The sequence below is a fragment of the Microbacterium sp. C7(2022) genome, from assembly GCF_028823665.1.
GTDB lineage: Bacteria > Actinomycetota > Actinomycetes > Actinomycetales > Microbacteriaceae > Microbacterium.
In genome coordinates, this window is sequence record NZ_JAPEHV010000002.1 from 74,596 (window position 1) to 96,909 (window position 22,314).

Annotated in this window: 23 protein-coding genes; 18 read left to right on the forward strand and 5 right to left on the reverse strand. The window is 64.4% G+C overall.

Annotated elements, in window-relative coordinates; genetic code table 11:
• Positions 1–21 precede the first annotated feature (21 nt).
• Positions 22–543: an HIT domain-containing protein gene (locus tag ON062_RS02440; RefSeq protein WP_274645869.1), complete on the forward strand. Its 522-nt coding sequence runs from the start codon at positions 22–24 to the stop codon at positions 541–543.
• Positions 544–549: 6 nt separating this feature from the next.
• Here the strand turns inward: ON062_RS02440 and pdxY are convergent, their stop codons facing one another.
• Both pdxY and ON062_RS02450 read right to left on the reverse strand, forming a co-directional pair.
• Positions 550–1,401, reverse strand: coding sequence for a pyridoxal kinase PdxY (gene pdxY, locus ON062_RS02445; RefSeq protein ID WP_274645543.1), 852 nt, complete (start codon positions 1,399–1,401; stop codon positions 550–552).
• Positions 1,398–2,735 carry an aminotransferase class I/II-fold pyridoxal phosphate-dependent enzyme gene (locus tag ON062_RS02450; RefSeq protein WP_274645544.1) on the reverse strand — a complete coding sequence of 446 codons (1,338 nt, stop codon included), beginning with the start codon at positions 2,733–2,735 and terminating at the stop codon, positions 1,398–1,400. The genes pdxY and ON062_RS02450 overlap by 4 nt, the downstream gene beginning before the upstream one ends.
• A gap of 113 nt (positions 2,736–2,848) precedes the next feature.
• Between ON062_RS02450 and pdxS the strand changes: the two genes are divergently transcribed.
• The 12 genes from pdxS to ON062_RS02510 all read left to right on the forward strand — a co-directional run bounded on the left by pdxS (position 2,849) and on the right by ON062_RS02510 (position 14,148).
• On the forward strand, positions 2,849–3,742 hold the full coding sequence (pdxS, locus tag ON062_RS02455; RefSeq protein WP_274645545.1) for a pyridoxal 5'-phosphate synthase lyase subunit PdxS: 894 nt from the start codon (positions 2,849–2,851) through the stop codon (positions 3,740–3,742).
• A 6-nt stretch (positions 3,743–3,748) separates the two neighbouring features.
• Entirely contained in the window at positions 3,749–4,378 is a 630-nt protein-coding gene (gene pdxT, locus ON062_RS02460; protein ID WP_274645546.1) for a pyridoxal 5'-phosphate synthase glutaminase subunit PdxT, read from the forward strand.
• On the forward strand, positions 4,375–4,896 hold the full coding sequence (locus tag ON062_RS02465) for a hypothetical protein (RefSeq protein ID WP_274645547.1): 522 nt from the start codon (positions 4,375–4,377) through the stop codon (positions 4,894–4,896). Before pdxT ends, ON062_RS02465 begins: the two co-directional genes overlap by 4 nt.
• Positions 4,897–4,898: 2 nt before the next feature.
• A complete protein-coding gene (locus ON062_RS02470; protein WP_274645548.1) occupies positions 4,899–5,453 on the forward strand; it encodes a DUF1697 domain-containing protein in 555 nt (184 codons plus the stop codon).
• Between the two features lie 73 nt (positions 5,454–5,526).
• On the forward strand, positions 5,527–6,285 hold the full coding sequence (locus ON062_RS02475) for a YebC/PmpR family DNA-binding transcriptional regulator (protein WP_274645549.1): 759 nt from the start codon (positions 5,527–5,529) through the stop codon (positions 6,283–6,285).
• Between the two features lie 48 nt (positions 6,286–6,333).
• Positions 6,334–6,906: a crossover junction endodeoxyribonuclease RuvC gene (ruvC, locus tag ON062_RS02480; protein ID WP_274645550.1), complete on the forward strand. Its 573-nt coding sequence runs from the start codon at positions 6,334–6,336 to the stop codon at positions 6,904–6,906.
• A gap of 46 nt (positions 6,907–6,952) precedes the next feature.
• Positions 6,953–7,573, forward strand: a complete 621-nt coding sequence (gene ruvA, locus ON062_RS02485; RefSeq protein ID WP_274645551.1) for a Holliday junction branch migration protein RuvA — start codon at positions 6,953–6,955, stop codon at positions 7,571–7,573.
• The gene (gene ruvB / locus ON062_RS02490) at positions 7,566–8,594 is read left to right on the forward strand and encodes a Holliday junction branch migration DNA helicase RuvB (protein WP_274645552.1); all 1,029 of its coding nucleotides are present in this window, start codon (positions 7,566–7,568) and stop codon (positions 8,592–8,594) included. The genes ruvA and ruvB overlap by 8 nt, the downstream gene beginning before the upstream one ends.
• A 78-nt stretch (positions 8,595–8,672) precedes the next feature.
• Positions 8,673–9,077 (forward strand): preprotein translocase subunit YajC, encoded by a 405-nt coding sequence (yajC, locus tag ON062_RS02495; protein WP_274645870.1) that lies wholly within the window; start codon positions 8,673–8,675, stop codon positions 9,075–9,077.
• Positions 9,078–9,119: 42 nt separating this feature from the next.
• Positions 9,120–10,847: a protein translocase subunit SecD gene (gene secD, locus ON062_RS02500; protein ID WP_274645553.1), complete on the forward strand. Its 1,728-nt coding sequence runs from the start codon at positions 9,120–9,122 to the stop codon at positions 10,845–10,847.
• Positions 10,847–11,839 carry a protein translocase subunit SecF gene (secF, locus tag ON062_RS02505; protein WP_274645554.1) on the forward strand — a complete coding sequence of 331 codons (993 nt, stop codon included), beginning with the start codon at positions 10,847–10,849 and terminating at the stop codon, positions 11,837–11,839. Before secD ends, secF begins: the two co-directional genes overlap by 1 nt.
• A 62-nt stretch (positions 11,840–11,901) precedes the next feature.
• The gene (locus tag ON062_RS02510; RefSeq protein ID WP_274645555.1) at positions 11,902–14,148 is read left to right on the forward strand and encodes a bifunctional (p)ppGpp synthetase/guanosine-3',5'-bis(diphosphate) 3'-pyrophosphohydrolase; all 2,247 of its coding nucleotides are present in this window, start codon (positions 11,902–11,904) and stop codon (positions 14,146–14,148) included.
• Here the strand turns inward: ON062_RS02510 and ON062_RS02515 are convergent.
• From ON062_RS02515 to ON062_RS02525, 3 genes are all read right to left on the reverse strand, one after another.
• Complete coding sequence (locus ON062_RS02515) at positions 14,127–14,684, reverse strand: hypothetical protein (protein ID WP_274645556.1); 558 nt, start codon at positions 14,682–14,684, stop codon at positions 14,127–14,129. The two genes, ON062_RS02510 and ON062_RS02515, sit on opposite strands and share 22 nt — an antisense overlap.
• A gap of 82 nt (positions 14,685–14,766) precedes the next feature.
• Positions 14,767–16,041: a DUF349 domain-containing protein gene (locus ON062_RS02520; RefSeq protein ID WP_274645557.1), complete on the reverse strand. Its 1,275-nt coding sequence runs from the start codon at positions 16,039–16,041 to the stop codon at positions 14,767–14,769.
• A 95-nt stretch (positions 16,042–16,136) separates the two neighbouring features.
• Positions 16,137–16,436, reverse strand: a complete 300-nt coding sequence (locus tag ON062_RS02525) for a dioxygenase (RefSeq protein WP_274645558.1) — start codon at positions 16,434–16,436, stop codon at positions 16,137–16,139.
• 102 nt (positions 16,437–16,538) lie between these two features.
• Between ON062_RS02525 and ON062_RS02530 the strand changes: the two genes are divergently transcribed.
• The 5 genes from ON062_RS02530 to ruvX all read left to right on the forward strand — a co-directional run bounded on the left by ON062_RS02530 (position 16,539) and on the right by ruvX (position 22,284).
• Positions 16,539–17,882: a replication-associated recombination protein A gene (locus ON062_RS02530; protein WP_274645559.1), complete on the forward strand. Its 1,344-nt coding sequence runs from the start codon at positions 16,539–16,541 to the stop codon at positions 17,880–17,882.
• A gap of 188 nt (positions 17,883–18,070) precedes the next feature.
• Positions 18,071–18,700 (forward strand): 30S ribosomal protein S4, encoded by a 630-nt coding sequence (gene rpsD / locus ON062_RS02535; protein ID WP_274645560.1) that lies wholly within the window; start codon positions 18,071–18,073, stop codon positions 18,698–18,700.
• Positions 18,701–18,810: 110 nt separating this feature from the next.
• Entirely contained in the window at positions 18,811–19,095 is a 285-nt protein-coding gene (locus ON062_RS02540; protein WP_274645561.1) for an ATPase, read from the forward strand.
• A 67-nt stretch (positions 19,096–19,162) separates the two neighbouring features.
• Positions 19,163–21,820 carry an alanine--tRNA ligase gene (alaS, locus tag ON062_RS02545; protein WP_274645562.1) on the forward strand — a complete coding sequence of 886 codons (2,658 nt, stop codon included), beginning with the start codon at positions 19,163–19,165 and terminating at the stop codon, positions 21,818–21,820.
• Positions 21,817–22,284, forward strand: a complete 468-nt coding sequence (gene ruvX / locus ON062_RS02550; RefSeq protein ID WP_274645563.1) for a Holliday junction resolvase RuvX — start codon at positions 21,817–21,819, stop codon at positions 22,282–22,284. Before alaS ends, ruvX begins: the two co-directional genes overlap by 4 nt.
• Positions 22,285–22,314: the final 30 nt, after the last annotated feature.

The window sequence follows — 22,314 nt, forward strand, 5'->3', positions numbered from 1 at the left end:
GAGCAGGATGCCACCTCCGACATTCCGGCTTCGGAGTTCGCCGGTGTGCCGGATCAGTTCCAGCGCTTGTGGACGCCCCATCGGATGGCCTATATCCAGGCGGGTCCCGAAGTGCTGCGCAAGGAATGTCCCTTTTGTGCGGCGCCGGATAAGTCAGACGAGGACGGACTCATCGTCCACCGTGGCCGTACGGCTTACGTTCTGTTGAACCTGTTCCCGTACAACTCCGGGCACCTCTTGATCTGCCCGTACCGTCACATCGCCACGTACGACCAAGCCACCGCAGAAGAGGTTGCCGAGATCGGTGCACTTACGCAGCGAGCGATGACCGTGCTGCGCGGTGTGTCACGATGCGATGGCTTCAACATCGGCATGAATCAAGGAAGTGTGGCTGGTGCCGGCGTCGACGAACACCTGCATCAGCACGTCGTGCCGCGGTGGGCGTCGGATGCGAATTTCTTCCCGATCATCGCGCGGACGAAGGCGTTGCCGCAGTTGCTGGGCGAGGTGCGCGACACCGTCGCCAGCGCCTGGGACGTCTGAACGGCCTCAGCGCACGCGTGAGACAGCGAACTGCATGCGCGGGTTCGCGTACGCCTCTTGGCTCTCGATGAGCTGAAGTTCGCGTTCGCCTGACGCATGCGTGCGCTCGAGGAGGTCGTAGACACTCGAAACGGTGCGCGCGAGTGCATCCGAGGCGTCGCCACTGCGTCGATAGTGCGCGGTGAAGAGCGCCGCCGTCACATCGCCCGACCCGTTCGCCTTCATCGGGAGTCGGGGCGTCTGCACGATCCATGCGCCGTCGTCATCAACCGCGAGCATCTCGATGGTGTCGGCGGGTTGATCCGGGCGTTCCACGCTCGTGACAAGCACGGTCCGTGTGCCGCCGTCCCGGATGATGTCGGCGGATGCGAGCGTGGATTCCAGCGTGTTCGGCTGGGTGTCGGTGAGATATCCGAGCTCGAACTGATTGGGAGTGATGAGGTCCGCAGCGGGGACGACGCGGTCGCGCAACAGCACCGGAATCGCGGGAGCCACGAAGCACCCCGATTTTGCGTTCCCCATCACGGGGTCGCACGCGTAGATCGCGGTGGGATTTTTGGACTTGACGCGCTCCACGGTCTCGAGGATCACATCAGCGATGCCCTCACCGCCCTGGTAGCCGGACAGGATTACGTCGATGCTCTCAAACGCTCCTCGTTCTTCGATTCCGCGAATCACTTCGCGGACGTCGGAGGGATCGATCATCGGTCCTCGCCACGCACCGTAGCCGGTGTGGTTGGAAAAGTTGACTGTGTAGACCGGCATCACCTCCACGCCGATTCGTTGGAGCGGGAAGACGGCAGCGGAGTTGCCGACGTGACCGTACGCCACAGCCGACTGAATCGAGAGGATCTTCACTGCTCGATCATCCCACGCGCGACCGCGACGTCACGCGCGGCCGCCACGTCGTCGGCGAGACGTTGTGCGTCACTTGCGCCCAGATCATGCACCGTCAACCGTAGATGCCTCCGCGCTGACTCATCCGCGAGAACGAATTCGTCTCCCGTCCGGGCGAGCCAGCCTCGCCTCATCAGTTGCTCGGCCACGGCCTGTCCTGACGTACCGACGTCGACCCAGAGATTCATGCCGTCCCGGCTCTCACACGCAAGATCGCGGGTGGCGAGGAGGGAACGAAACTCGGTGTTGCGCTGTGCGTAGTGGGCGCGGGCGCGTTCGATCGTCGCTGTGGAATCGGCGTCGGTCAGTAGCGCGTGCGCCAGACGTTGCAGCAGGTGGCTGACCCAGGTCGTGCCCGGGCTTAGGCGCAAGGCGAGTCGATCGGCTGTCGGCCCGTCCGAGGCAACAACGGCGAGGCACATGTCCGGGCCGAGAAATTTCGACACCGATCGAACGACCGCCCATCTCTGGTGATCGGTGGGGATGACCGAGTGGTACGTCTGATCTGAGAGGAGTGAAAAGTGATCGTCTTCGATGATGAAGAGATATGGATGCTCGGCGAGCAGAGCACGCAACTCGGACGCCCGTTCCGCCGAGAGGCTCACGCCGGTGGGATTCTGCGCGCGCGGGGTCAAGACCACGGCGCGCACGCCAGCCTCGATGGCCGATCGTAGCCCGTCTACGGTGATTCCTTGCTTGTCAACGCGGACGGGCACTGCTCGGTAGCCGCCCAGTCGCACGGTTTGAATACTCGCGAGGAAGCACGGATCCTCGAGCGCGACGGCGTCGTCGCGAGTGAGCGCCCCCGCGAGCAGCCGCTCGACGGCATCGACGGCCCCGCCGGTAACGGTGAGTCGCGCACGCGCGGTCTGGGGCACAGCATCCGACATCCACTGAGCCGCCCACTGCTCAAGGTTTGGGTCGATGACAGGTTCGCCGTAGAGGACCGGGCGCTCGGCGATCCGGCGCAGCACGGCGGTGAACCCGGGAATCAAGGCGGGATCGGGATTACCCGTGCCGACGTCACGGAGAACCGCGCCCTGACTGTATCCCTCTTGGGCATGTGCGTGCTGCGACGCCACGCTGGTGCCGGCCCTGCCGCGGGAGACGACGATCCCCGCCTGAGCGAGCGTGCGGTACGCCGACACCACGGTGTTGCGGTTCACCCCCAACTTCTCGGCCAGCCCGCGGACCGGTGGCAGCGTCTGGCCGGCCGCGAGGGATCCTCTCTCGACCAGCTCGCGCACACTTTCCACGATCTCGGCAGCCGTGCCGCCTCGAATGTTGCCGGTCATTGCGTCACCTTTCACGATGCCTGAGTGTACGGCCTGGCCCATGCTATCTTTTGGCCTAGGCCAAAAGGCCATCCTTGCGGCGCCGTCGTGCGCTCCCGACGAAGGTGACAGTTATGAGCACTTCCCCCCAGACCGGTTCGTCGCGCGTGAAGCGCGGACTCGCGGAGATGCTGAAAGGCGGCGTCATCATGGATGTCGTCACCGCCGATCAGGCAAAGATCGCCGAAGATGCCGGCGCCGTTGCGGTGATGGCTCTCGAGCGGGTACCCGCCGACATTCGTGCCGAGGGGGGCGTCTCCCGTATGAGTGACCCAGACATGATCGACAGCATCATCTCCGCCGTCTCAATCCCGGTGATGGCTAAGGCGCGTATCGGGCACTTCGTCGAAGCGCAGGTGCTTCAGGAGCTCGGCGTCGACTACATCGATGAATCCGAAGTGCTCTCTCCGGCGGACTACGTGAACCACATCGACAAGTGGAACTTCACTGTTCCCTTCGTGTGCGGTGCGACAAACCTCGGCGAGGCTCTGCGCCGTATCAACGAAGGTGCGGCCATGATCCGCTCCAAGGGTGAAGCGGGCACCGGCGATGTTTCCGAAGCCACCAAGCACATCCGCAAGATCACTGCCGAGATCAACACGCTGCGGTCAATGACCAAGGACGAACTGTACGTGGCGGCGAAGGAGCTTCAGGCGCCGTACGAGCTCGTCGCCGAGGTTGCCGAAACCGGCTCGTTGCCTGTCGTACTGTTCGTCGCCGGTGGCGTCGCGACCCCCGCGGACGCCGCGATGATGATGCAATTGGGCGCGGACGGAGTCTTTGTCGGCTCGGGAATCTTCAAATCGGGAAACCCCGCGCAGCGCGCGGCCGCAATCGTGAAGGCCACCACGTTCCACGACGATCCTCAGGTGATCGCGGACGTGTCGCGAGGGCTTGGCGAAGCGATGGTCGGTATCAACGTCGCCGACCTTCCCGCTCCGCATCGGCTCGCCGAGCGCGGCTGGTAGACGTCGATGGCGGGGCAAACCCGGATCGGTGTGCTCGCGCTCCAGGGCGACGTGCGTGAGCACGCGCGCGTGCTGACGTCGCTGGGCGCCGAGGTGATCTTGGTGAGACGCCCGCGCGAGTTGGACCGGCTCGACGGACTGATCATCCCCGGGGGCGAGTCGAGCGTGATGGACAAGCTCACTCGCTCCTTCGGGATGCAGGATCCGCTGCGTGTCGCTATCGGCGCGGGCTTGCCGGTGTATGGAACCTGCGCAGGCCTCATCATGCTCGCCGATCGCATCGTTCAGGGAATCGAAGGTCAGGAGACTGTTGGGGGGTTGGATGTCACGGTAAGGCGCAACGCCTTTGGTGCGCAGACGGAATCGTTCGAGGTCGATCTGGATGTGCCAGTCCTGGGGGCGCCCCCCGTGCGCGCCGCATTCATTCGAGCGCCGGTGATCGAGCGCATCGGCCCGGGTGTTGAGGTGCTGGCGACTCTGTCGGACGGCACGATCGTCGCCGTGCGTCAGGGACCTTTGCTGGCGACGGCGTTTCATCCTGAAGTAACGGGTGACGATCGTTTTCACCGTCTGTTCGTCGACACCGCGAGGCGCGCGTCCGGCAGTCGGTGTGGGGTGGTTGAATCGACATCATGACGATCAACGTCTGGTGGGCACCCAGCGCGGAGGAGCGCTATTGGATGATCGCGCCCTCACGCGGAGAGGTAGGGGAGTTCCTCCGCGCGCCTCAGTCCAGCGACGATCGACGGTTCGAGTGGTCGCACGAGCTGGTGCGACACACGTCGCCGGGCGACACGCTCTTCGTGTGGGATCGCACGCTGCCCGAACCAGGTATCGCGGCGTGGGGGCGCGTTCTCGGCCCTCTCGAGGAAGTGACCGCGACGCGCCGTGGTGTGGCCATGCCCCACTGGCAGATGCGAATCAGCGACACCCTGCCGTTGGCGAGACCCATCACCTTGCGTGATTTTCGGCGCATCGGCGCCGAGATCGTCGCTATTCGGGATGACACCGAGGCGGCCACCGACGGCCCGGTGTACTTTCCCTTCATCGGCTCGGCCGATACGTTGACGCTGGCGCCGGCATACCTGTCAAAGATCCCACGAGACATGTTCGCGCTGCTGTCTTCCCGCTTCGGCTTCGAATTCACGCTGTAACGATGAGCGGCGAGGGAGCGACAATAACCTCCTGGGTGGCGCTACTGCGGGGAGTTAACGTCGGGGGCGTCACGATGCGGAACGCAGAGTTGGCATCGGTTTTTTCCCGACTGGGCTTCGAGGATGCACGCGCAGTTCTCGCCAGCGGGAATGTCGTTTTTACCGGTCCGACCGACGTAGCATCCGACCGCCCTGCTCTTACAGCCCGCATTGAGCGCGCGCTCGCGGACGCGTTCGATTACGACGCGAAGCTGATTCTGGTCCCGCAGCGCGCGCTGCGTAGCATCGTCGACCAATTCCCGTTTGATGCCGCAGACCCGTCCCGACAACCGTGGGTGGTGTTCTGCGTCGATGGGGCTCGCGAAGAGCTGCTGGCACACGCAGAAGTCGGTGACAGCGTGGCAGATCCCGTCTTAGCGGGAGACGGCGTCGTGTATTGGAATCCCCAGAAGGGGCATTCGACGTCGAGCCGTTTCGCCAAGTTCCTCGCGAAGTCGAGCATGCGTACACGCACAACGAATCGAAACCTCCGCACGCTCCGCAAGCTCCTCGACTGAGCGTCGCCCGCAAGGCTGGCCTAGAATGGGTCGCCGGCGGGGGAACCCGTCGACACGCGTATTCAGGAGCACAATGTCCGGGCATTCCAAGTGGGCGACGACGAAGCACAAGAAGGCCGTCATCGACGCGCGCCGCGCCAAGTCGTTCGCCAAGCTCATCAAGAACATCGAAGTCGCTGCGAAGTTGGGAGGTGCTGACCTCGCCGGAAACCCGACTCTCTACGATGCGGTGCAGAAGGCCAAGAAGACGTCGGTGCCCAACGACAACATCGATCGCGCCATCAAACGCGGCGCCGGCATCGGTGGCGAAGCCGTCGAGTACACGTCGATCATGTACGAAGCGTACGGGCCCAGCGGCGTGGCGCTCATGGTCGAGTGCTTGACCGACAACAAGAACCGAGCCGCAGCCGAGGTGCGCACCGCGCTCAGCCGCAACGGCGCAACGCTGGCCGATCCGGGCAGCGTCGCGTACAACTTTTCGCGTAAGGGCGTAATCGTCGTCTCGAGCGAGGGGACGACGGAGGACGACGTGATGTTGGCCGCGCTGGAAGCCGGAGCCGAAGAGGTCGAACCTCACGCCCAAGGCTTCGAGGTCCTCACCGACGCATCAGACCTCGTTACCGTGCGTTCGGCGCTGCAGGAGGCGGGCATCGACTACGAGTCGGCGGATGTGGAGTTCGTGCCGAACCTCAAGGTGGAGATTGATGCCGAGACCGCCCGCAAGGTGTTCCGCATCATCGATGCGCTCGAAGACAGCGACGACGTGCAGAACGTCTTCAGCAACTTCGACCTGACCGCCGATGTCCAGGCGGAACTCGAAGAGGACGAATAGGCAGGCGCGCCTGACCGGTATTCCCGCCATCGCGCGTAGCGTGGGGGAGTGACCATTGCCACGTCTGGAACTCTGCGCGTATTCGGCGTAGATCCTGGTCTCACACGGTGCGGCGTGGGCGTGGTCGACGTGGCTCGAGATCGTTCCGCATCGCTCGTGTACGTCGATGTGGTGCGCACGTCGCCTAGCGATCCGATCGAGAAGCGTTTGGCTCTGATTGCAGAGGGGCTGCGGACAGTCGTCGATCGCTTCGCTCCGGACGTTGTCGCCGTCGAACGGGTCTTCTCGCAGCACAATCGCCAAAGCGTGATGGGCACCGCTCAAGCCAGCGGTATCGCTCTTCTGATCGCGGGCGAGCGGGGTCTTCGCGCCGAGACACACACCCCGACGGAAGTGAAGGCCGCGATCACCGGTTACGGCGCCGCAGACAAGCGGCAGGTTCAGACCATGGTGGCGCGAGTGTTGCGGTTGGACGCGCTTCCTCAACCCGCCGACGCCGCCGACGCGCTCGCGCTCGCGCTGTGCCACGCGTGGCGCACATCGACGTCGGCGCCGCGCGCGACTGCACTCACGCCCGCTCAACGTGCGTGGGCAGAGGCCGAGCGCGGCACGCGTCGCTGAGCGTGTCGCTCGAACAAACATCCGAAAACTCGCTTAGGGTGATGTCATGATCTCCTCTCTGCGCGGCACGGTCGCCCATGTCGACTCCGACGCGGTGGTCGTCGAAGTCGGTGGTGTGGGGTTGTTGGTTGCGGTTACCTCGCAATTCGCGCGACAGGTGCATGTCGGTGATGTGGTTCTCGTGCACACAACGCTCGTCGTTCGCGAGGACTCGCTCTCCCTGTTCGGATTTTCGACTCGTGACGAGCTCGCGGTCTTCACACTGCTGTTGTCAGTGACGGGAGTGGGCCCGAAGTCCGCACTGGGCGTCTTGTCGACCCTTACTGTGCCCCAAATTTCAGATGCCGTGGCGGGTGACGATGACGCACCGTTCCGGCGGGTGTCCGGCATCGGTCCGAAGACGGCCAAGCTGATTGTGGTCCAGCTGGCGGGCAAGATTGCGGCGCCTGCCGCCACTGCGAATGGAAATGTGGGCGGACGCGCCGAACTCGCCCCCCAGGTGGTTCAAGCTCTCGTCGGACTCGGGTGGAGCGAACGTGTCGCCGTCGAAGCGGTTGACGGCGTCATCGAGAGCACCGCCGATCTGACAACCCACAGCGTTCCGTCTCTGCTCCGGCTCACGTTGGCCGCACTCGGGCCGCAACGAACGGAGTCATTGCGTGGATGACCTTCAGGCCGCAGATGGGCCCATCGACGAGTCCGAGCTCGCCATCGAAGGAGCGCTCCGCCCGTCGTCGTTGTCGGAGTTCGTCGGGCAGCAGAAGGTGCGAGGGCAATTGCAACTCTTGCTGGATGCCGCTCGTATTCAGACGCGCCCGGCGGACCACATCCTCCTCGCCGGTCCGCCCGGCCTCGGCAAGACCACGCTCGCGATGATCGTCGCGCATGAAAGCGAACGCCCTCTGAGGTTATCGAGTGGCCCAGCAATCCAGCACGCGGGCGACCTCGCCGCCTTGCTGTCGAGTCTCACCCCGGGCGAGGTGCTCTTCATCGACGAGATCCACCGGATGGCGCGTTCCGCTGAAGAGATGCTCTACCTCGCCATGGAAGACTTCCGCATCGACATCATGGTGGGTAAGGGTGCTGGCGCGACCAGCATCCCTCTCGATCTCGCTCCGTTCACGCTTGTTGGAGCGACCACACGCTCGGGACTGTTACCCAACCCCCTCCGCGACCGTTTCGGGTTCACCGGGCACCTCGAGTACTACGAGGCAGCGGAATTGGAGCGCGTACTACATCGCTCAGCTCAGATGCTCGGTGTCGCCGTTCCTGCCCCCGCGCGCGCCGAGATCGCGCGTCGCTCACGCGGCACCCCGCGCATCGCGAACCGCTTGTTGCGCCGTGTGCGCGACTACCTGATCGTGCACGGCTCGGGAGATCAAGCGAGCGAGGCCATGGTGAACGCGGCGCTCGATCTGTACGACGTTGATTCCATCGGGCTTGACAGACTTGATCGCGCAGTCCTTGATGCATTGGTGAGGCGCTTCCGCGGGGGACCGGTTGGTCTCAGCACGCTGGCTGTTGCGGTCGGCGAAGAAGGCGACACAATCGAATCCGTCGTGGAACCGTATCTGGTTCGCATCGGTTTCATGGGCCGCACCCCGCGAGGCAGAGTAGCGACACCTGAGGCATACGCGCACCTGGGCGTACCGACACCGAACTCGGTGCTCGGAATCCATGACCTATAATCGCTGGGGGCTTCATGCCCCATGACTTTAGGCAGTGCCGCCCGGCGCGTGTCTGACCCGAAAGGCGCTTCGCACTCAATGGACCTCGCGACATTCTTCAATCAGTACGGCCTGATTCTGCTCCTGGGCGCACTCCTCGTCTTCATGTTCTGGAGCTCGCGCCGACGCATGCAGAAGCAGAAGCTCGAGCAGGAACAGAAGGCACGCCAGACCGTGCCCGGTGCGAAGGTCCTGCTTCAGGGCGGCTTGTACGGAACGATCGTCGCGTTCGACCCCGACAATCTCGACGAGCCTGCGCTCGTTGAAATCGCGCCGGGCGTGCAGATCGAGGTTCACAGTCAGGCCATCCTGCGCGTGGTGTCGCCCACCGACGACGACGTCGTGCTCGACGATGCGGTGGCCGAGCCCGAGGCGGAACTCCCCGCAGCTGCGCCGGAGGCGACCGAGACCGACACCGAGCCCGGCTCGAAGCCCCAGGCCTGACCGACCGCCCTTCGGGGCACCTTCAGAAAGCTGACACCCCTCGTGGCGACTTCTACCCCCGTGCGGCACGCCTGGCGCGCGCTCACCGGACTGCTTGTGACCATTGCCGTGCTTTTCGGCATCAACTCTCTCGGAGTCTGGGGCTTTGAAGAGAGTTCCTGGACCCCTGAGCTCGCGCTCGATCTCCAGGGTGGCACTCAGATCGTGCTCGAAGCACAAACCGGAGACGGCGCGGACCCCTCTGCCGAGCAGATGCAGCAAGCTGTCACGATCATCCGCCAGCGCGTCGATGCCTCGGGCGTCGGAGAAGCAGACGTCACGACTCAGGCGGGCAACCAGATCGTTGTGCAGGTACCCGGTGACGCTGACGACGAGACACGTCAGCGTATCGAGGCCTCCGCCCAGCTGCAGCTGCGCGCGGTTCTGTACACAGGCGCTCCGGTCAATAGCTTCGTCGGTGACGACGGAAACCAGACACCGTACCCCACCCCTGATCCCACCCTCGAGGCGACACCCACCGTCGCGCCGACGAACGGCAGCGACCTGAACTGGGTGACGCCTGCAGTGCAGGCAGAGTTCCTGGCGTACGACTGTGCGGACCCTGCGAATGACCCGGCATCGGCACCGGTCGACGAGCCTCTCATCACGTGTGACGTCGATGGCTCCGCAAAGTACATTTTGGGCCCGGTTGAACTCGACGGGTCGGCCATCGTGGACGCGACGTTCGGTCTTCAGCAGAACAACGGGCTGTGGGCCGTCAACCTCACGTTCGACAGTGAGGGCACCGAGACCTTCGGCGAGATCAGCCAGCGCCTGTACGGTGCCAACCCTCCGCTCAACCAGTTCGCGTTCGTCCTCGATGGCTCGGTCCTGTCGGCGCCGTCGATGAACGGCGTCATTCTGGATGGAAAGCCCAGTATCACGGGCAGCTTCACGCAGGAGACGTCCAAGATCCTCGCTGACCAGCTGAAGTACGGAGCACTGCCGCTGAGCTTCGAGGTCGTCAGCTCTGACACGATCTCGGCGACGCTCGGTTCACAGCAGCTCCAGATCGGTCTGATCGCCGGCCTCATCGGTCTCGCGTTGGTCGCGCTGTACTCGCTCGTCGTCTATCGCGCGCTCGGATTCGTTATTATCGCGTCGCTTGTGGTGATGGGTATTCTCACCTACCTGGCGCTGTGCATCCTGGCGTGGCGCATGGGATTCCGGCTCTCGCTTGCGGGTGTGGCCGGTCTGATCGTCACGATCGGTTTCACCGCGGACTCATTCATCGTCTACTTCGAACGCATCCGAGACGAGTTGCGCGACGGAAAGTCGATCACCGCAGCTGTTGAGGACGGATGGGGACGTGCCAAGCGCACCATCTACATCTCGAAGTCCATCAACGTCTTGGCGGCCGTGGTGCTGTACATCCTGGCCGACGCGACAGTGAAGGGCTTCGCGTTCACGCTGGGTCTCACCACAGCGATCGACGTGTTCATCTTCATCCTGTTCACACACCCCGTCCTGCAGCTGCTGGCGCGCACTCGCTTCTTCGGGGGTGGGCACCCGCTGTCGGGCCTGGACCCGACGGCGCTGGGTGCGGTGTATCGCGGGCGCGCACAATTCCGCGCCCCCGCAGCGGCGGTCTCGACAACGGCCGCTGGAAAGAAGGCCTCGCGGTCTCGCAACGAGGCTATTCGTCGGCAGACCATCGCAGAACGCAAGCAAGCCGAGCTCGCGGCCGCACAAGACAAACCCGGTACGCCCGGCGATGAGGGAGGCCGCTGATGCGTTCCATGGGCCAGTTGGGTAACGACCTATACACCGGGAAGACGTCGTTCCCGTTCGTCGGCAAGCGGAAGCTGTGGTTCATCATCGCCGCGGTCCTCGTGATCGCATCGGCACTGGTGCCCCTGTTCCGCCCGATCCAGTTCTCGATCGAGTTCACCGGCGGTTCGCAGTTCACGGTGACCAATGTCACATCTCCGGACCAGTTGGTCGCCACCGAAGCAGTGCAATCAGTAGTGCCGGGCGCAACCACAAAGGTCACCGTGGTCGGTGACAGCGCAGTGCGGGTCCAGACTGACCAGATGGCGGACGACGCAGAGAGCCGCGCCGTAGGCGACGCTCTGGCGGCGGCATACGACGTCCCCGTGTCCGAAGTCAGCTACTCGTTCATCGGGCCGAGCTGGGGTGCGGACGTCACGCGTCAATCCCTGTGGGGCCTGGCGATCTTCCTCGCTCTGACATTCCTGATTCTCGCGCTGTACTTCCGTACCTGGAAGATGTCCGTCTCGGCCATCATCGGTCTTGTCGATGTGCTGGTGATCACGATCGGTGTGTACGCCTTGTTCGGCTTCGAGATTTCTCCCGCTGCTGTCATCGGATTCCTGACAATCCTGTCGTACGCGTTGTATGACACGACAGTCGTGTTCGACAAGATCAGAGAGAACACCAGCGAGGACGGCGAAGCGCTCGGCCGAACGTTCGGTGAGTCGGTGAACCTTGCCGTGAACCAGACCCTCATTCGCTCGATCAACACCACCGTGGTCGCCATTCTGCCGACCGGCGCGATCTTGTTCATCGGTGTGTTGTGGTTGGGCGCCGAGACCCTCACCGACCTGTCGCTCTCGATTTTCGTCGGCACCATCGTGGCTGCGTACTCGACGCTGTTCGTCGCCGCGCCGTTGTACTCGCTGCTGCGGGAAAACGAGCCGACGATCAAGGCTCGCAACGAGCGCATCATCGCCGCTCGCGAGCTCGCGGTCTCCGCTGCTTAGTGCGAGTCGGCGGTCTGTTGGCCGCGTAGGATGTTGAGCCACGGCGAAGGGGAGGGATGCTGATGGCCGACACGTCAGTTCCGCAGCAGTCATCACTTCGCCGGCTGGTGCCGCGCATTTTTTCCCGAGCTGCGCGCAGAGACGACGTCGAACAACTCTTGAGGACGGTGCGCACGCACCACCCCAAGGGAGACCTGTCAATTATCGAGCGCGCGTATGCCGTCGCTGATCGGGCTCACTCCGGGCAGGTACGGCAGAGCGGTGAGCCCTACATCACGCATCCGCTCGCAGTAGCTCAAATCCTCTCCGAGCTCGGACTTGGGCCCAAGGCCATCGCCGCGGCGCTCCTGCACGACACCGTGGAGGACACGTCCTACGGTCTCGATGCGCTCACCGAACAGTTCGGCGACGAAGTCGCGATGCTCGTTGACGGAGTCACCAAGCTCGACAAGGTCAAATACGGGGAGTCCGCGCAAGCAGAGACCGTACGCAAGATGATCGTGGCGATGTCTCGCGACATTCGCGTTCTTCTCATCAAGCTCGCCGACCGGTTGCATAACGCACGCACGTGGGGCTTCGTTCCGCCAGAAAAGGCCCGCAAGAAGGCAACCGAAACCCTCGAGATCTATGCACCGCTCGCGCATCGACTCGGCATCCAGACGATCAAGTCAGAACTTGAGGATCTCTCGTTCGCAGTGCTTCATCCGAAGCTCTTCGCCGAGATCGATTCGCTGGTGAAGCAACGTACTCCTCAACGCGAGGAGTACGTGCAGAACGTCATCAACTCCGTCGACTCTGACCTACGGGAACTGCGCATCCGCGGTCGCGTGATGGGGCGTCCCAAGCAGCTGTATTCGGTCTACCAGAAGATGGTGGTGCGCGGTCGCGAGTTCGACGACATCTACGATCTCATCGGCATCCGGATCCTGGTGGGAAGCGTGCGCGATTGTTACGCCGTTCTCGGTGCAATTCACGCTCGGTGGACACCGTTGCCCGGGCGATTCAAGGACTACATCGCGACTCCGAAGTTCAATCTCTACCAGTCGCTGCACACCACGGTCATTGGCCCCGGCGGACGCACGGTAGAGATTCAGATCCGCACGCATGAGATGCATCAGCAGGCGGAATATGGCGTCGCGGCGCATTGGAAGTACAAAGAGCGCATCAGCGGCGGCAAGCCTGATACCAAGGCCCAAGAGAACGACATGGCGTGGCTCGCGCACATCTCGGACTGGCAGGCTGAGACCGCTGACCCCGGTGAGTTCCTCGACTCGCTGCGGTTCGAGATCGGCGCGAAAGAGGTGTACGTCTTTACGCCGAAGGGGCGCGTGATCGGGCTTCCCTCCGGCGCAACGCCGGTCGACTTCGCGTACGCCGTTCACACCGAGATTGGGCACCGCACCATGGGTGCGAAGGTCAACGGGCGACTCGTCCCGCTGGAATCCGAACTTAAGAGCGGCGACGTCGTTGAGGTGTTTACCTCGAAGAATCCGGATGCCAGCCCCAGCCAGGACTGGTTGAGTTTCGTCAAGAGTACGAGGGCGCGCAACAAGATTCGTGGCTGGTTCACGAAGGAGCGCCGCGACGAGGCGATCGAACAGGGCAAGGAAGCCATTGCTCGCGCGATGCGTCGGCAAAACCTGCCTCTCCAACGGCTGATGAGCCAGGATTCGTTCTCAGAGGTCGCGCATCAGCTGAGGTACGAGGACGTCACAGCGCTATACGCCGCAGTGGGCGAAGGGCATGTCTCCACCCAGTCGGTGATCGAGAAGGTCACGGCACTCGTCCGAGCCGAGGAAGACACGGCCACCGGTCCTATCGACTTGCCTGTGGGGCGCCCCCGAACCCCTCGCGCGGGCGATTCCGGGGTATTGGTCCGCGGTGCACCCGACATCCTGGTCAAGCTCGCCAAATGCTGCACTCCGGTTCCCGGCGACGAGATCGTAGGCTTCGTGACGCGCGGAAGCGGTGTGTCAGTCCACCGCGAGGACTGCACGAACGTGCGCGCCCTTCGGGACGAGCCAGACCGGTTGATCGACGTCGAATGGGCGCCAACGACGAAGAGCGTGTTCCTCGTGCAGATTCAGGTCGAGGCGCTCGATAGGTCGGGGCTTCTCAGCGATGTGACGCGCGTGCTCAGCGAGCACCACGTCAACATCCTTTCGGCCACTGTCGCCACGACCAACAACCGCCTTGCCCTCAGCAAGTTCGTGTTCGAGATGGGTGACATCGTCCACCTGGACCGCGTCCTCAACGCGGTCCGCCGCATCGACGCGGTGTACGACGTCTACCGCGTGACTTCGTCGTAACCGGTACCACCCCACCCTTCCAACAGGTTCAACGCCTCTCGTTTGTAGGGGAGTGAGCCCGCCTGCAGGATCGACCGCGCTTTGCGCGCAAGGTCAGGTTCGGCTCTGACGATACCGCGCGCGGCGGCGTGATACTCGGTGTCCTGCACGCGCAAGAGGTCACTCAGCGTCTTGGCGGGCGTCGTGACGAGGACGTCGGCGATCGTCATCAGATAGTCGTGGTCGACCACGAGATCTCGATAGATCAACATCCGGTCTGGCAAGCGCTGGCTCCGTCGTCCCACCGCCCGTTGCACGGTATGTCTGTGCGGGGGTACTGCCAGTAGTCCATGCACCCATGCCGCGCTGAGGTGGGTCACGGCGAGGGTCGACGGGGCGAGAGGCCTCAACGATGCCGCGCGCAACCATGTGGTCTCGACGGTATCGGTCGGCGTGTACGCGTCGCCGAGTTCGATCACATCGCCATCGAGCCGTGCCGCGCACAACTCCGCCAACGTGAGGCGATCGCCAGCGACGTACACGAATGGGGATGCCATACCTGGCATCCTGACGCATCACAGAGTCCGGTGACGCGGACTCCGCAAGACTGTGGAAAACCGCGATGCCGCGTTCAGGCGATCAGCCGCCCAGCACCTTCAGCCACGACTTGCGGGTCTCGAGCGCTTCCTTCGCCTGTGCGATAGCGCGCTTGTCGCCCGACTGCTCCGCAGCCGCGAGCTCGGCCTCGAGCTTGTCGATCGCGTCGGTGAGCTGGCGGGTCATGTCGTTCGCGCGCGCCTTGGTCTCGGGATTGTTGCTCTTCCAGTCGGCGTCCTCGCGAGCGCGCAGGGCTTGCTCGATCTTGCGCAGGTCATCATCGAGACCCCGCTCCGCATCACGCGGGAACACGCGGCCGATGTCATCCCACTGTCGCTGGATACCGGTGAGCAGGCTGCGCGCCTTGGCAATATCACGCTCCGCGCTGACTGCCTTGGCGTCTTCGAGAAGAGCCCGCTTGGCGGCGATCTTCTCGACTGAGGCTTCTGCTTCGGCGGCTTCGCGCTCGATGCGGGCACCGTACAACGCATCCCCGGCGGCCTTGAACCGCGCCCACAGTGCGTCGTCGGCCTTCTTCCCGGCGCGACCCGCGCTCTTCCACTGATCGAGCAGCTCACGATAGGCGGGGATACCGTCCTCGCCCTTCGGAGCGAGAGCCTCAGCGCGCTCGACCAAACGGGACTTCTGATCCCGCACGACCTTGTGAGCGCTGTCGAGTTCGGCGTAGAACTCTCGGCGATGCTTGTCAACGGTTGCTCGCGCGTCGCGGAATCTCTTCCACAGCTGCTGAGCGGTCGACTTGGGCAGGCGCGGACCGTTCTGTTGGTGGCTCTGCCATTGGTCGAAGAGCGCTGACATCTCGGCGGTGGCTTGCTTCCACTGCACGGACTTCGGATCACGCGCGGCAAGAGCTTCGGCCTGTGCCACCAGCAACTCCCGTTCCTTGACCGCTTCGTCCACTGCCGCGCGCGCGGCAACGGCCTCGGTCTCGGATTCGGCCGCGAGGGTCTCGGTGAGCGCACTCACACGCTGTTCGAGTCCGGCCAGATCTCCCACCGCGGCAGCCTCGTGCAACTTGGCGCTCACGGTGCGTGCGGCGGCCCGCAGGTCGGATGCGGAGGCGCCACCACGCCGATGGCGCACCTCGAGCAGCGATACCTCGCTGGCGAGGTCGGCAAACTTGCGCTCGAAGTAGGCCAGCGCCTCGTCCGGCGAGCCATCCGGGAACTGACCGACAACGCGCCAGGTGTCGCCTTCGCGAACTGAGACGGTGCCGTCCTCATCGACGCGCCCCCACTGCGGGGCCGCCTCGGACGGAGCGTTGTTTTCGGGAGTGGAATCTGCTGCGGCAGTCACGTGATGCACCTCATCGCGGCGAACGCCGCCTGTGGGGGATGGACGGCTCCCAAGCCTAGTACGTGGGATGCCCGTCACTGAGGCATTTCGTTGACTTACGGCGCCGGGGACTCGGTGGCCGTGGGTGCCGGCGTGCCCGTGAGGGTCGGCGACGGCGCGGGTGTGGACGACATAGACGGCGTGGGGGCTGGTTCGGGGGCTCCTGGTCCGAACGAGAAGTACACGCTCTGCGCGGCGAAGGCAGCGACGATGACGATCCCGCCGACGACGCCGGCGAGCACGTTGTCGCGCGTGCGGCGCGTCCGCAACCCCGTCTGGAATGCCGCACGCGCCTGATACCGGCGCGCACGCTCACGCTGCTCACGTGCGTCGCGATTCTTGCCACCAGCAGCCACAGTTACTCCCTCGGGCCGACGTGGAGTGCGACCGCGACGATCTTATGGTCCGCATGCTCTCGGAGCCAATCCGCTGTCCGTTCCGAGCAGTAGCCTAATGACGTGGCACATCCGACCGCCCTGTTCCAGGGACAAACTCCGCTCGCCGTGCGGATGCGTCCCACATCGTTGGATGAGGTCGCCGGCCAGTCGCACCTGCTGCGGGCTGGTTCACCACTGGTGACCCTTGCCAATCCCGATGCAGCGGCTCGCTCGGCGACATCTGTCATCCTGTGGGGTCCTCCGGGGACGGGGAAGACGACGCTTGCTCAGGCGATCGCGCGCACGTCGGGGCGACGCTTCGTCGAATTGTCCGCGGTTACCGCGGGCGTGCGCGACGTCCGCGAGGTGATGCAGGAAGCGCTGACTCAGCGTGATCTTTACGAGCAGTCCACGATCCTCTTCCTGGATGAGATTCACCGTTTCACCAAGGCGCAACAGGACGCGCTTCTGCCGGGCGTGGAAAACGGTTGGGTCGTGCTGATCGCGGCGACGACGGAGAACCCATCGTTCTCGGTGATTTCGCCGCTACTCTCGCGTTCGCTGCTTCTCACGTTGCGCCCCCTCACCGATGATGATGTTGCGATGCTCCTTGACCGCGCGGTGGCGGATCCGCGCGGGTTCGACGGCACGGTCGAGCTTGATGCCGATGCGCGGGATGTTCTCGTGCGCCTTGCTTCGGGCGATGCGCGTCGTGCCCTCACATCGCTCGAAGCAGCTGCGATGCTCGCCGAACCGGCCGACGAGGACGCAGCATCCGACGGCGTCCCGCGCGTGACGGCCGAGCACGTCGCGTTGGCGGTCGATCGCGCGCTCCTGCGCTACGACCGGCAGGGCGATGAGCATTACGACGTCATCAGCGCGTTCATCAAGTCGATCCGCGGGTCCGACGTCGACGCCGCGATGCACTACCTCGCGCGCATGGTTGAAGCGGGGGAGGACCCGCGTTTCATCGCACGCCGCCTCGTCGTTTCGGCCGCAGAGGACATCGGGCTTGCGGATCCGCAGGCGCTCACGATTGCCGTCGCCGCTGCAGAGGCGGTGCAGTTCATCGGGATGCCGGAGGGGCGCATCCCACTCGCGGAAGCGACCGCGTATCTCGCGACGACGGCAAAATCCAATGCCGCGTACCTTGCCATTGATCAAGCCATCGCAGATGTGCGGGCTGGGGGGTTCGGACGCGTTCCTCCGCCATTGCGCGACGCGCACTATCCCGGGGCGAAGCGCCTCGGTCATGGCAAGGGGTACCGGTACCCTCACGACACGGAGATCGGCGTCGTCGCTCAGCAGTATCTGCCGGATGAACTTCGCGGCCGCCGCTACTACGAACCCACCTCTCACGGTCACGAGCGGGATGTGGCCGCACGACTTGAGAAAATCCGCCGCATCCTGGGCGACACGCGCTGACGGCGGGCACGCGAACCTGCACGCGGATCATCTCTGATAAGCTTGATCGGCTCGAAACTCAGTTTTCAGGCATCCCCACCCCCCTTTACCCCCACCGGTTCGCCCCGACGTGCGCGCCGACTGGCAGGGGCGGGCGATACGTCCGTGAGCCGCGAAAGACGCGGCCACGTCATCGGAAGGACATCTTCGTGACCACGAAGTCCCAGGACCGCCGCAAGGTCCGTCTCTCGCGCGCGCTCGGCGTCGCGCTCACCCCGAAGGCCGCCCGCTACCTCGAGAAGCGTCCCTACGCTCCGGGCGAGCACGGCCGCACCAAGCGCAAGCAGGACAGCGACTACGCCGTTCGTCTCCGCGAGAAGCAGCGTCTGCGCGAGCAGTACGGCATCCGCGAGAAGCAGATGCGCAACACGTTCAACGAGGCCCGCCGCAAGGACGGCCTGACCGGTGAGAACCTGGTCGAGCTGCTCGAGATGCGTCTGGACGCGCTCGTTCTGCGCTCGGGCTTCGCCCGCACCACGGCACAGGCGCGCCAGCTCGTCGTGCACCGTCACATCCTGGTTGACGGCCAGACGGTCGACCGCCCGTCGTTCCGCGTCAAGCCGGGTCAGCTCATCCACGTCAAGGCGAAGAGCGAAGGCACCGAGCCGTTCCAGGTCGCTGCCGCCGGTGGCCACGCTGAGGTTCTGCCTCCCGTTCCCGGCTACCTGTCGGTTGAGCTCGACAAGCTGCAGGCACGCCTCGAGCGTCGCCCGAAGCGTGCCGAGGTGCCTGTCGTTTGCGACGTGCAGCTCGTCGTCGAGTACTACGCCGCACGCTGAGGCAGGCATACGCGTTACGCACGAAGGGCGCCGGGGAATCCCGGCGCCCTTCGTCGTTTCCGCCTACGATGGAGATCGGCCGCGCCCGGCGGCCGCGAGGAAGTGGTGAGATGAAGAAACTGCTGTGGTTCCTGACCGGCGTCGCCGGAGGATTCGTCGTCGCGCACCTGGTGAACAAGGATCCGCGCGGACACGAGCTCCTCGCCGAGGTGGATGCGCGCATCAGCGAATTCACGGACCGAATGGGCGATGCGTACCGCGAGCAGGAGGCACGTTTCACCGGCTTGGTCGACGATGTCAAGGATGCAGCGGCGGGAGCCGCCGAGGCCGCCATCGCTGCGGCATCCGAAGCTGTCGATTCCGTCGCGACCGCCGCTGACAAAATCACTGACTGACCCCGCCTGATATCTCGCAGCCGTCCCCCGGCCCCGGGGAGCGGCTCGCACCGTGTTTGAGGACCCGATGAAGACCGCCGAAATCGCCCAGCGCTACCTGAACTACTTCGAACAGAACGGGCACACGATCGTGCCCAGCGCTTCCCTGGTCAGCGATGACCCGACCCTTTTGTTCACCGTCGCCGGCATGGTGCCGTTCATCCCGTATCTCAGCGGTAACGTACCCGCTCCGTACCCGAGTGCTGCGGATGTTCAGAAGTGCATCCGCACGAATGACATCGAAGAGGTCGGGAAGACCCCGCGGCACGGCACGTTCTTCCAAATGCTCGGCAACTGGTCGTTCGGTGATTACTTCAAAGAGGGCGCCATCACTTATGCGTGGGATCTCCTCACGGGTAGCGAGGACGACGGCAAGCTCGGCTTCGATCCCCAGGACCTCTGGGTCACCGTCTATGAAGACGACGACGAGGCATTCGGACTCTGGCAGAAGATTGCGGGCCTGCCCGAGGAGCGCATCCAGCGTCTGGGCAAGGACACGAACTACTGGAGCACCGGCGTTCCCGGCCCTGCCGGCCCGTGCTCGGAGATCTTCTTCGACCGTGGGCCGGCCTACGGTATCGATGGCGGCCCGGCCACAGATGATGATCGCTACGTCGAGATCTGGAACCTCGTCTTCATGCAGTACGCGATCGACAACGTGCGTTCCAAGATCGACTTCGACATCATGGGCGAGCTGCCCAACAAGAACATCGACACGGGCATGGGCCTCGAGCGCGTGGCGTTCATCAAACAGGGCGTCGACAACATGTACGAAACGGACCAAGTCCGTCCTGTTCTCGACCGCGCGGTAGAACTCTCCGGGAAGACCTACGGCGCCGACCACAACGACGACGTTCTCTTCCGCATCGTGGCCGACCACGTGCGCTCGTCGCTGATGTTGCTCTCCGACGGCGTCACGCCTTCTAACGAGGGTCGCGGCTATATTTTGCGCCGCTTGATGCGGCGTGCGATCCGCTCCATGCGACTTCTGGGTGTGGAAGGCGCAACTTTCCCTGCGCTCTTCACCGCGTCGCGCGATGCCATGCGTGAGGCCTATCCCATCGTGGCCGATGACTACGAACGCCTCTCGGCATATGCGTACGCCGAGGAGGAGACCTTCCTGCGCACGCTTGCGGCGGGTTCGGCGATCCTCGACGACGCGCTGACTGCAGCCAAGAACGAGGGAAGTTCAACGCTCGCCGGCGGGGAAGCGTTCCTCCTGCATGACACTTACGGCTTCCCCATCGACCTCACCCTCGAGATCGCCGAAGAGGCAGGACTGAGCGTCGACCGCGCCGCTTTCGACACGCTCATGCAGGAGCAGCGGGCGCGCGCCAAGGCCGATGCGAAGTCGCGCAAGCGCGCGCTGGCGGATTTGAGCGTCTATCGCGACCTGCGCGCGCAGGGCGAAACGGTGTTCACCGGCTACTCGGACCTCGAAACCGAGTCGCGCGTGCTCGGGTTGCTCGTGGACGGGCACCCCGCCCAGCGTGCGACACAGGGTCAGATTGCCGAGGTCATCCTCGCCGAGACCGCGCTGTACGCAGAGTCCGGCGGACAGGTTGCCGACAAGGGTGTCATCGTCGGCCCAGGGTACGAACTCGAAGTGCTCGACGTGCAGAAGCCGGTCCCCGGGCTCATCAGTCACACCGTAGAGGTGACCGCCGGCGAGGTGGGCGTCGGTCAGCCGGCGACGACGGTGGTGGATGCCGTAAACCGCCGCGCCGCGCAACAGGCGCACTCCGCGACGCACCTCGTACACGCTGCGCTGCGAGACACGCTCGGCTCCTCTGCGACCCAGGCAGGCTCACTCAACCGGGCGGGCTACATGCGGTTCGACTTCTCTTGGAGCCAGGCGCTGTCTGACGCAACCAAGAGCGAGATCGAGGAGATCGCCAACAACGCCGTGCGCGACAACTTGCAAGTGACGACGCGCGTGCTTCCGCTGGAGGAGGCCAAGTCCCTCGGCGCAATGGCGCTGTTCGGCGAAAAGTACGGCGACACGGTGCGCATGGTCGACATCGGCGGCCCGTGGTCGCGCGAGCTGTGCGCGGGAACGCACGTCTCCACGAGCGCCGAAGTGGGACTCATCAATCTCGTGGGGGAGTCATCGGTCGGCGCCTCCAACCGACGAGTCGAAGCGCTCGTCGGTGTGGACGCGTTCCGTTCGCTTGCGGCCGAGAGGGCGCTCGTTTCGCAGCTGACGACGACGCTCAAAACGCCACGCGATCAGCTCCCCGCGCGCATTGCCGAACTCACGGCAAACCTCAAGGCGGCCGAGAAGAAAATCGCAGCGTTCGAGTCGAAGGCGCTGGGCGACAAAGTACCGGCGCTGGTCGCATCGGCCGCAGCCGCAGGGGCGTACACCGTGGTTGCCGACACGCTCGGTGAAGTGGCCTCGGCCGACGACGTGCGCACCGTCGCGCTTCAGGTGCGGGAGCGGCTCAACGACCGTGCAGCAGTTGTGGTTCTCAGCGCGATCGTGGGAGAGCGCCCCGTGGTGATCGTCGCCACGACCGAAAGCGCTCGCAGCGCTGGGGCACGTGCGGGTGCGCTCGTCAAGGTGGCATCGGGTGTTCTGGGCGGTGGCGGCGGCGGTCGCGACGATGTTGCTCAGGGTGGTGGGACGGATGCTTCCGCCCTGCCGGCCGCGCTTGATGCCGTGAAAGCGGCCCTCGAAGCGTGAGCGAGTTTCGTCGCGGAGTTCGCATCGGCGTCGATGTCGGTCGAGCACGCGTCGGCGTCGCACGATGCGATCCCGACGGCCTTCTCGCCACCCCCGTGGAAACCGTTCCTCGTGACGACCAGGCGATTGCGCGTGTGATCTCGCTAGCCCAGGAGCACGCCGCAACGGAGATATTGGTCGGGTTGCCCCTCAACATGCGGGGTGAAGACACACCGTCGACCACCGATGCGCGTGAATTCGCCGCAGGTGTGGCCGCGGCATCCGACCTCCCCGTAAGACTGGTCGACGAGCGTCTGAGCACGGTGAGCGCGCACGCGGCCCTGCGGAGTTCGGGCAGATCTCAGAGATCGTCTCGTAACATTGTGGATCAGGTCGCGGCGGTGGTCCTGTTGCAACAGGCTCTCGATGTGGAGAAGAGCACCGGCCGACCACCTGGAACCCCCCTTTCTCAGGAGCCCGCCTGACATGACCGACGATCCAACGAACGATGCGTC